This window comes from Oleiagrimonas sp. (assembly GCF_027858935.1).
Taxonomy (GTDB): domain Bacteria; phylum Pseudomonadota; class Gammaproteobacteria; order Xanthomonadales; family Rhodanobacteraceae; genus Oleiagrimonas.
The window spans coordinates 1-9337 of the sequence record NZ_JAQIBU010000375.1 but is presented as its reverse complement, the minus strand read 5'-3'; the positions used below and the strand labels follow the sequence as shown (position 1 = coordinate 9337).

The window sequence follows — 9337 nt, the reverse complement described above, 5'->3', positions numbered from 1 at the left end:
GACGCGGCAGCGGTTGATCTGGTCCCGCATCGCCCGGGCGGCCGCACGTGCGGATGCGGCAAAGTCTGTGTCCGTGCCCGCGTACAGAATGGCGCGCGAGGAGCTGATCATCAGTCCGGCGCCCCTGGCGTCCGCGCCTTCGCGCATCACGGCCTCAAGGTCGCCGCCCTGTGCGCCGATGCCTGGAACCAGCAGCGGCATGCCGCCGACGATGCGGCGGACCTGGCCGAGCTCGGCCGGGAAGGTGGCCCCGGTGACCAGTGCGCAGTTGCCGTTGGCGTTCCATTCGCGGGCCACAGCTTCGGCCACGCGCAGGTAGAGCGGAACACCACCGCAGTCCAGGTTCTGGAAATCCGCGCCGCCGGGATTGGATGTGCGGCACAACACGATCACACCCTTGTCGGCATGCTCCAGGAACGGCTGGATCGAGTCGCGGCCCAGGTACGGGTTCAGTGTCACCGCGTCGGCGTCGTAGCGCCCGAACGCCTCGATCGCGTAGCGCTGGGCGGTGGATCCGATGTCGCCGCGCTTGGCGTCAAGGATCACCGGCACTCCGGGATGGGCATCGTGGATGTACCCGATCAGGCGTTCCAGCGCATCCTCGGCGCGCAGCGCAGCGAAGTGCGCAATCTGCGGTTTGAAGGCGCAGGCCAGGTCGGCGGTGGCATCGATGATGGCACGGCAGAAGGCGAACACCGCGTCGGGCTGGTCCTTAAGTACGTCAGGAAAGCGCGCCGGATCGGGATCCAGGCCGACGCAAACCATGGTGTCCGCTTCCTCCCAGCGCGTGCGCAAGGCCTGCATGAAGTTCATGGTCGTTCCCCGTATTGCGTGTGCGTTCGATGCCGTGCGCCGCATTCTAGCTGCTGGCACGGGCGGCGTAGGTTCGGCTGAGCGAAACGAAGCCCATCAGGCTGTGTCCTTGTCGAAGATCACTCGAACGGCGTGCCGTCCGCATGCAGGTAGGTCCAGCGCCCGTCGATGTTGCGACCGATCATGCCGTCGTCGGGGTAGTCCACCGCCTCGTTCTGCTTGCGGCTGCCGACCTCCAGGTACACCACTTCGGCGTCGCTGCGGTTGACCAGCGCGTGGGCGTCGCCGGTGCCGGCACGAAAGCCCGCGCACATGCCCGGGCGCAGTACGGTCTCGCCAGCGTCGGTCACCAGCGTCGGCGTGCCTTCGAGGATGTAGACGAACTCGTCCTCCAGGGCATGCGCATGGCGCAGCGCCGACTGCGCGCCCGGGCCCAGCCGGGCCAGGTTGACGCCGAACTGGTGCAGTCCGAACGCATCGCCCAGCGCGCAGCGGGCGCGTTCGCCCATGCGCCCGGCCAACGGCTTCGGATAGCCCGAACCGGTATGCTGCGGCAGGTCCTCGGGATCGATGGCCACGGGATAATCGTTCATGCTTTCGTCCTCATGCATCGCCAGGGGGCCGGCCCCTCCGAATCCCGAAGCCCCGATCCCGGACGATCACACCAGCTTCTTGTAGCGCACCCGGTGCGGCCGTGCCCCTTCCTCGCCCAGACGGCGCTTCTTGTCGGCCTCGTACTCGCCGTAGTTGCCGGGGAAGAACTCCACGTGCGAGTCGCCCTCGAACGCCAGGATGTGAGTGGCGATGCGGTCCAGGAACCAGCGGTCATGGCTGATCACCATGGCACAGCCCGGGAACTCGAGGATACCGTCCTCCAGCGCGCGCAGGGTTTCCACGTCCAGGTCGTTGGACGGCTCGTCGAGCAGCAGCACGTTGCCGCCCTGCAGCAGGGTCTTGGCCATGTGCAAACGTCCGCGTTCGCCGCCGGACAGGTTGCCGACCCGCTTTTGCTGGTCGGCGCCCTTGAAGTTGAAGCGGCCGATGTAGGCGCGCGACTGGATCTCGAAATTGCCGATGGTGATGATGTCCGATCCGCCGGAGACTTCCTGCCAGACGTTGTTGTCGCCTTCCAGCGCGGCGCGCGACTGGTCCACGTAGGCCAGCTTCACGGTGTGGCCGAGCTTGATCTCGCCCTGGTCCGGGGTTTCCACGCCGGTGATCAGCTTCATCAGCGTGGACTTGCCGGCGCCGTTGGGACCGATCACGCCGACAATGGCGCCGGGCGGCAGCTTGAATGACAGGTCGTCGATCAGCATGCGGTCGCCGAACGACTTGGATACGCCCTTGAACTCGATCACCTCGTTGCCCAGGCGCTCGCCCGGCGGGATGAAGATTTCGTTGGTCTCGTTGCGGCGCTGGTAGTCGACCGCGTTGAGCTCCTCGAAGCGCTGCAGGCGCGCCTTGCCCTTGGACTGGCGGCCCTTCTTGGCCGAGCGCACCCATTCCAGCTCGCGCTTGATCGCCTTCTGGCGGGCTTTTTCCTGCGCTGCTTCCTGCGACAGGCGCTCGTCCTTCTGCTCCAGCCAGGAGGTGTAGTTGCCCTTCCAGGGAATGCCGCGGCCGCGGTCCAGTTCGAGGATCCACTCGGCGGCGTTGTCGAGGAAGTAACGGTCATGGGTGACAGCCACCACGGTGCCGGGGAAGTCGCGCAGGAACTGCTCCAGCCAGTCCACCGACTCGGCGTCCAGATGGTTGGTGGGCTCGTCCAGCAGCAGCATGTCCGGCTTGGACAGCAGCAGTCGGCACAGCGCCACGCGGCGCTTCTCGCCGCCCGACAGCGGGCCGATCTTCGCTTCCCAGGGCGGAATGCGCAGCGCATCGGCGGCCACTTCCAACTGGCGCTCCAGCGCATGTGCGTCATTGGCGGCCAGCAGGTTCTCCAGCTTCTGCTGCTCTTCGGCCAACTTGTCGAAGTCGGCGCCTTCCTCGGCGTAGGCGGCGTAGACCTCTTCCAGACGCGCCTGCGCCTGCAGCACCTCGCCGACACCTTCCTCGACGGCCTCGCGCACGGTCTTTTCCGGATCCAGCTCCGGTTCCTGCGCCAGATAGCCGACCTTGATGTCGGGGGCCGCGCGGGCCTCGCCCTGGAAGTCGGTGTCCACGCCCGCCATGATGCGCAGCACCGTGGACTTGCCCGCGCCGTTCAGGCCCAGCAGGCCGATCTTGGCGCCGGGGAAGAAGCTCAGCGAGATGTCCTTGATGATCTGGCGCTGCGGGGGGACGATCTTGCTGACCCCGTTCATGGTGTAGATATACTGCATGGAGGCTCCGTTTTTCGGGTGCGCGCGGGTCCCGATGGACCTGCAGGCGAATCAACCCGTCATTATAGGGCTTGGCGGGGGCGCGGCGTCACCCTTGCGCGATTCGGGACAGGCTACGGCAGGATGGAGGCGCGATGGTTGTCGTGGCCGCTATACTTGGACATTGCTTTCTCCAACGGATGCCCCTGCATGTTCCCGGATTCCATGACCATCTCCGGCTTTGACGACGAACTGGCCAAGGCCATCGCCGACGAGGCGCAGCGCCAGGAAGACCACGTCGAGCTGATCGCCTCGGAAAACTACGCCAGCCCGCGCGTCATGGAGGCGCAGGGTTCGGTGCTGACCAACAAGTACGCCGAAGGCTATCCGGGCAAGCGCTACTACGGCGGTTGCGAATACGTGGACGTGGCCGAGACGCTGGCCATCGAGCGGCTGAAGAAGATCTATGACTGCGACTACGCCAACGTGCAGCCGCATTCGGGTTCGCAAGCCAACCAGGCGGTCTACTTCGCGCTGCTCAAACCGGGCGACACCATCCTCGGCATGAGCCTGGCGCACGGGGGTCACCTGACCCACGGGGCCAAGCCGAACCTGTCGGGCAAGATCCTCAACGCCGTGCAGTATGGCGTCAACGACCAGGGTCAGATTGACTACGACGAGGTCGAACGTCTGGCCGTGGAGCACCAGCCGAAAATGGTCGTGGCCGGTTTCAGCGCCTACTCGCAGGTGGTCGACTGGGCGCGTTTCCGTGCCATCGCCGACAAGGTGGGCGCCTGGCTGTTCGTGGACATGGCGCATATCGCCGGTCTGGTCGCGGCCGGCGTGTACCCGAGTCCGCTGCCGCATGCGCACGTGGTCACCTCGACCACGCACAAGACCCTGCGCGGCCCGCGCGGTGGCCTGATCGTGGCCAAGAACCCGACCGAGGAACTGGTCAAGAAGCTGCAGTCGATCGTGTTCCCCGGCATCCAGGGTGGTCCGCTGATGCACGTGATCGCGGCCAAGGCCGTGGCCTTCAAGGAGGCGCTGGAGCCCGAGTTCAAGACCTACCAGCAGCAGGTCGTGACCAACGCCAAGGCGATGGCGAAAACCCTGATGGAGCGCGGCTACAAGGTCGTGTCCGGCGGCACCGAGAACCACCTGGTACTGGTCGACCTGATCGGCCGCGACCTGACCGGAAAGGATGCGGAGGCCGCGCTGGGGCGTGCCCACATCACCGTGAACAAGAACACCGTGCCCAACGACCCGCAGTCGCCGTTCGTGACCTCGGGCCTGCGCATCGGCACCCCGGCGGTGACCACACGCGGCTACAGCGAGGCCGACTGCGTGGATCTGGCCGGCTGGATCTGCGACGTGCTGGACGCGCATCAGGACGAGGCGGTGATTACCGACGTGCGCGAGAAGGTCACGGCGCAGTGCAAGGCCTATCCCGTCTATGGTTAGCCACAAGGGGCGGGCCGCGGCCTGCCCATACCGCACCCCGGAGGCGATGGCGGGTTGAGCCCGTCCGACCATGCACTGTCCCTTCTGCCAGCATGAAGACACTCGCGTGATCGATTCGCGCCTGGCCGAGGATGGCGCCACCGTGCGTCGCCGACGCGAGTGCGAGCATTGCGGCGAGCGCTTCAATACCTTCGAGAACGCGGAGCTGAAGCTGCCGATCATCGTGAAAAGCGATGACCGGCGCGAGAACTTCGATGAGGGCAAGCTGCATGTCAGCTTCGAGCGCGCGCTGCAGAAGCGCCCCGTGGCCAGCGACGACCTGCAGGCTGCGGTACGAGCGATCATGCACGAGCTGCGCAAGCGCGGGGACCGCGAGGTGCCCTCGCGCCAGGTCGGCGAACTGGTCATGCGCGAGCTGAAGAAACTAGATCAGGTTGGCTACGTGCGTTTTGCCTCCGTCTACCGACGCTTCGAGGACGTGCAGGCCTTCCGTGAGGAAATCGAGCGCCTCGAACGCGATCTTCCCGAGCTGCAGGGCCTGCAACTGCCGCTGCTGGAGGCCAAGGGCGACAAGGGCAAGAAGCCCACCTGATGCCGTCGGACTTCGACGCCCTCGACCACATCCACATGGCGCATGCGCTGCGCCTGGCCGAACGCGGCCTCAACACCACCCAGCCCAACCCGCGCGTCGGCTGCGTGATCGCCCACGGCGAAGAGGTCGTCGGCGAAGGCTGGCACGAACGCGCCGGCCAGCCGCACGCCGAAGTCCACGCCCTGCGCGAAGCTGGCGAGTGCGCGAAGGACGCTACCGCCTACGTCACCCTGGAACCGTGTGCCCATCATGGCCGCACGCCGCCATGCGCCGACGCCCTGGTGGCTGCCGGCGTGGCGCGCGTGGTGATCGCCGCCGAGGACCCCAACCCGCAGGTCGATGGCCGCGGCATCGAGCGCCTGCGCGAAGCCTGCATCACGGTCGAGAGCGGCCTGATGCGCGAACCCGCGCGCGACCTCAACATCGGCTTCTTCCACCGTCTCGAGCACGGGCGGCCGTTCGTACGCGTGAAGCTGGCCATGAGCCTGGACGGTCGCACCGCGCTGGCCGACGGCACCTCGAAATGGATCACCGGAGAAGCCGCGCGCAACGACGTGCAGCGCTGGCGTGCGCGCAGCTCGGCCATCCTCACCGGCAGTGGCACCGCGCTGGCTGATAATCCGCGCCTGACCGTGCGCCTGACCGACGTACCGCACATACCTCCGCTGCGTGTGGTGCTGGATCGTTCGCTGCGCACGCCCGATGGGGCACATTTGCTGGAGGGTTCCGCGCCGACGCTTTTCCTGCATGGATCGTCGGTGCAGCCCGATCTGCGGTTCGCGGGGGTGGACTGCGTGGCTGTCCCTGAATCCGGGTCAGGGTTGGATCTTGAGGCTGTGATGACGTTGCTGGCTGGGCGTGAGGTCAACGAGGTGCATGTCGAGGCTGGACCGACGCTCTGTGGCGCCTTGTTTGCTGCCGGACTTGTGGACGAGTTGTTGCTTTATGTGGCGCCCGTGTTGCTGGGGGATCTCGCGCGGCCGTTGTTGAAGTTGCCTGCGTTGACGGATATGTCGCTCAGGTGGGGACTCGAGGTACTGGATCGCCGCGCCGTCGGCGACGACCTGCGCCTGCGCCTGCGACCGAGCCCGCGCTCGTAAGACGGACTCCGTCCGCCGATCCGACTGGTAAAGCTGGCACCGTCCGCCGCTTCTCGCTTGTATTTGTTGATTTGAAAAGCGGTTCCGTCCGGCTGAGGACGGCCGGGTTCATTTTATTGTTTGTCCACAAATGCGTCTGGAGCGCATTTGAACGGCGAAGCAGACCCGAAGGGGAAGTGACGTGCGCTGTGTTTGCGCAAGGCGGGCAAGCGTCTGCCGACACGATGTACCCTCGTATCCATGGACGCAGACAAGCACGAGCAGACCATCCGCTGGGGCATCATCGGTTGCGGTGATGTCACCGAAGTGAAGAGCGGGCCGGCGCTTCAGAAAGCGCCGCATTCGTCGCTGGCGGCGGTGATGCGCCGCGACGGCGCCAAGGCACGCGATTACGCCCGGCGTCACGGCGTGGCGCGCTGGTACGACGATGCGGCGGCGCTGATCGACGACACCGAGGTCGATGCCGTCTACGTGGCCACGCCGCCATCCACGCACAAGCTGTACGCGCTGATGAGCATTGCCGCCGGCAAGCCGGTGTACGTGGAAAAGCCGATGGCCATGGATCACGCCGAGTGCCAGGCCATCATCGACGCCGGTCGCGCCGCCGGGGTGCCGGTGTTCGTGGCCTACTATCGGCGCGCGCTGCCGCGTTTCGCAAAAGTGCGCGAGCTGCTGTTCGAGCAGCGCGTGATCGGCACGCCACGCATCGTCAACACGGTGTTCCACGAGCCACTGGATCCGCGCTACCAGGATCCACAACACCTGCACTGGCACGTGTTGCCGGAAATTTCCGGCGGCGACATCTTCATGGATATGGGCTGCCATACCCTGGACATTCTCGACTGGCTGTTTGGCCCGATCACGGCCGTCAGCGGGCAGGCAAGCAACCAGCTGGGCGCCTATCCGGCCGAGGACACCGTGGCGATGTCGTTCGCGTTCGGCAACGGCATGCTCGGCACCGGCTTGTGGAATTTCGACAGCTTCGAGTATCACGACCGGATTGAAGTGATCGGTGATGGCGGCCGCATCCGCTTTGCCACCTTCGGTGACGGACCCATTCACGTCGACAACGCAGAGGGCGCGCGTGATTGGCTTGTCGACAACCCGCTGCATATCCAGCAGCCGTTGATCGAGAGCATCGTCGCCGAGTTGCGCGGCGCAGTCGGCGCATGCCCGTCCAGCGCCGAGAGCGGAGCGCGCACCAGCCGGGTCATGGACCAGGTGCTGCAGCATTACCGGTCCATGGGCGCATCCTCAGGGGAGTAAGCGGCGTAGCAGCGTAGCCCGGATAAGCAAGGCGCATCCGGGGCAGACCCCAACGGGGCCCCCAGGTCCGGCTTACCGCAAAGTCCAATCTGGATCGCGTGCATCGACCCATCGACCCGCGTATCCACCTCGGCATGCCCATTTGTATGGCCTTCGCACCCTTACTCTGCGCGATTGGCGCAGTCGCCAGTAGCGCCGCCATCCCTTCAGCGGCGAATCCGACTTGTGGGAGCGGGTATAGCCGTTCCTACAAAAGCAACAGGAGGTTGGGGGTGTGGCTATATCGGATCCCACAACAACGCGAAATAAATTGCATGGGCAAGGCTTGAGTCTTGAATTGTGCGACTTGCCAACCTGGCTGACCCGGGACTCACCATTCAAGACTTGCCCCTTTGCTGTTATGGAAGTAACCAAGACGAGGACACCCCAACGTCCGCGACTTCCGCGCCTGCGGCGCTCCAGATCCGCTCCGGGTTCCGGGGGTTCGCGACAGCACATCCTGTGCCGACGACGAACGGGCGCATGTTCTGTAAGCCACCCTTCCGGCCTGATCCTCCATCCCCCACCGCTCCCGAAGGGGAAGGGGTTGCAGATCGGATTTTCCAGCAGGAATGGATTGCCTGCGTCCCCTTATTCCCTTATTCCGCAGTCATCGGCGCCCCTCCGGCACCAGAAATGTCGACGGGCAGTTGTCCTGCGCGATCGGTGCGTTCATCAATGAGCTCTTAAGCGGAAAGACCGCGACGGCGTCTCTATGCAACGTGATCCACAGCTGGCTCAGTACTTTCTGGCCGGATCCATCTGTATCGCAACGCAGCTGCAGCGCATCGCGTTGATCAGTGTCGAAGCTGCGCATGAACGCGGCAATCACATCTGAGCGTTGCACGGTATGGCCCTGCGCTACCTGCAGGAGATAGCGGCCAAAACCGCTATGCACGACGCGCTTGCGCATGGCCAACTCCGTATCGAAAAAGCGTTGCGTATCGAAGCCGAAGCACTGCACGTGCTTGTCGTATTCATGCGTCAGCAGGCTGTGGCGCAGATGCGGCATGACTGCATGCAGGCGCTGCAGCGTCGTCGCAGACAGCCTGGGCCTCTCGCTGCTGTGATGAAAGTAGTCGCAGCCTCGATGCCACCACTGCGGCGCGCTGACGCCATCATCAATCAGCGACTGCGGCCGCGAGGCCCACAATCCATGCAGGCCGATCAGCACCCGCTGCGGCGGGTGATCCAGACACAATCCGATGTCGCCACAGAACCCAGGCTGCCAGGTCAGCGCGAAGGTATAGTGCGCAAAATCGCCGTGCCGCACCGGAGTCAACGACCTGGAATCTGTCGCAGCGTGGGAGGACAGCGCGACAATCAGCAACAGCGTAGCGCACAGCGTGAATTTCATGGGGTCCGTCTCTGTTGACCTGGAGCCTTACTTTATCCAATTGTCGGGAATTTGGCTGCGACGAGGCGAAAGTCCTGATTGGGTAACCTTGCGATATCCGGGCTACGCAGCGCCGTGGTGGACCAGATTCAAGGAAGACCGTCGTAGCCCGGATAAGCAAGGCGCATCCGGGGCGAATCACAACGGGGCCCCCGGTCCGTCTTGCCGCAAAGCCCAATCTTGATCGCGTACATCGACCCATCGACCCTCGTTTCCACCTCGGCATGTCCAATTTGTATGGCTTTCGCTCACGTATTCCCCGGATGCGGCCTGCGGCCTTATCCGGGCTACGCAGCGCGGTGGTGGACCGGATTCAAGGAAGACCGTCGTAGCGGCGTAGCCCGGATAAGCAAGGCGCATCCGGGGC

General features: G+C 64.9%; 8 protein-coding genes. 4 read left to right on the top strand and 4 right to left on the bottom strand.

The window, feature by feature from the left end; genetic code table 11:
* The 3 genes from pyrF to ettA form a co-directional block, all read right to left on the bottom strand.
* Positions 1-813 (bottom strand): orotidine-5'-phosphate decarboxylase (gene pyrF, locus PF446_RS14370; protein WP_298072804.1); only part of this gene is annotated, 813 nt, incomplete at its 3' end.
* Between the two features lie 119 nt (positions 814-932).
* The gene (locus tag PF446_RS14365) at positions 933-1406 is read right to left on the bottom strand and encodes a cupin domain-containing protein (protein ID WP_298072801.1); all 474 of its coding nucleotides are present in this window, start codon (positions 1404-1406) and stop codon (positions 933-935) included.
* A 66-nt stretch (positions 1407-1472) separates the two neighbouring features.
* The gene (gene ettA / locus PF446_RS14360) at positions 1473-3134 is read right to left on the bottom strand and encodes an energy-dependent translational throttle protein EttA (protein ID WP_298072798.1); all 1662 of its coding nucleotides are present in this window, start codon (positions 3132-3134) and stop codon (positions 1473-1475) included.
* 189 nt (positions 3135-3323) lie between these two features.
* Here ettA and glyA point away from each other — a divergent pair, with 189 nt between their 5' ends.
* The 4 genes from glyA to PF446_RS14340 all read left to right on the top strand — a co-directional run bounded on the left by glyA (position 3324) and on the right by PF446_RS14340 (position 7535).
* Entirely contained in the window at positions 3324-4577 is a 1254-nt protein-coding gene (glyA, locus tag PF446_RS14355) for a serine hydroxymethyltransferase (RefSeq protein ID WP_298072796.1), read from the top strand.
* A 70-nt stretch (positions 4578-4647) separates the two neighbouring features.
* Positions 4648-5169 (top strand): transcriptional regulator NrdR, encoded by a 522-nt coding sequence (gene nrdR / locus PF446_RS14350; protein WP_298072794.1) that lies wholly within the window; start codon positions 4648-4650, stop codon positions 5167-5169.
* Positions 5169-6269 (top strand): bifunctional diaminohydroxyphosphoribosylaminopyrimidine deaminase/5-amino-6-(5-phosphoribosylamino)uracil reductase RibD, encoded by a 1101-nt coding sequence (gene ribD, locus PF446_RS14345; RefSeq protein ID WP_298072792.1) that lies wholly within the window; start codon positions 5169-5171, stop codon positions 6267-6269. The genes nrdR and ribD overlap by 1 nt, the downstream gene beginning before the upstream one ends.
* 240 nt (positions 6270-6509) lie before the next feature.
* The gene (locus PF446_RS14340; protein WP_298072790.1) at positions 6510-7535 is read left to right on the top strand and encodes a Gfo/Idh/MocA family oxidoreductase; all 1026 of its coding nucleotides are present in this window, start codon (positions 6510-6512) and stop codon (positions 7533-7535) included.
* A gap of 649 nt (positions 7536-8184) precedes the next feature.
* Here PF446_RS14340 and PF446_RS14335 read toward each other — a convergent pair.
* Positions 8185-8931 (bottom strand): hypothetical protein, encoded by a 747-nt coding sequence (locus tag PF446_RS14335; protein WP_298072788.1) that lies wholly within the window; start codon positions 8929-8931, stop codon positions 8185-8187.
* Positions 8932-9337 lie beyond the last annotated feature (406 nt).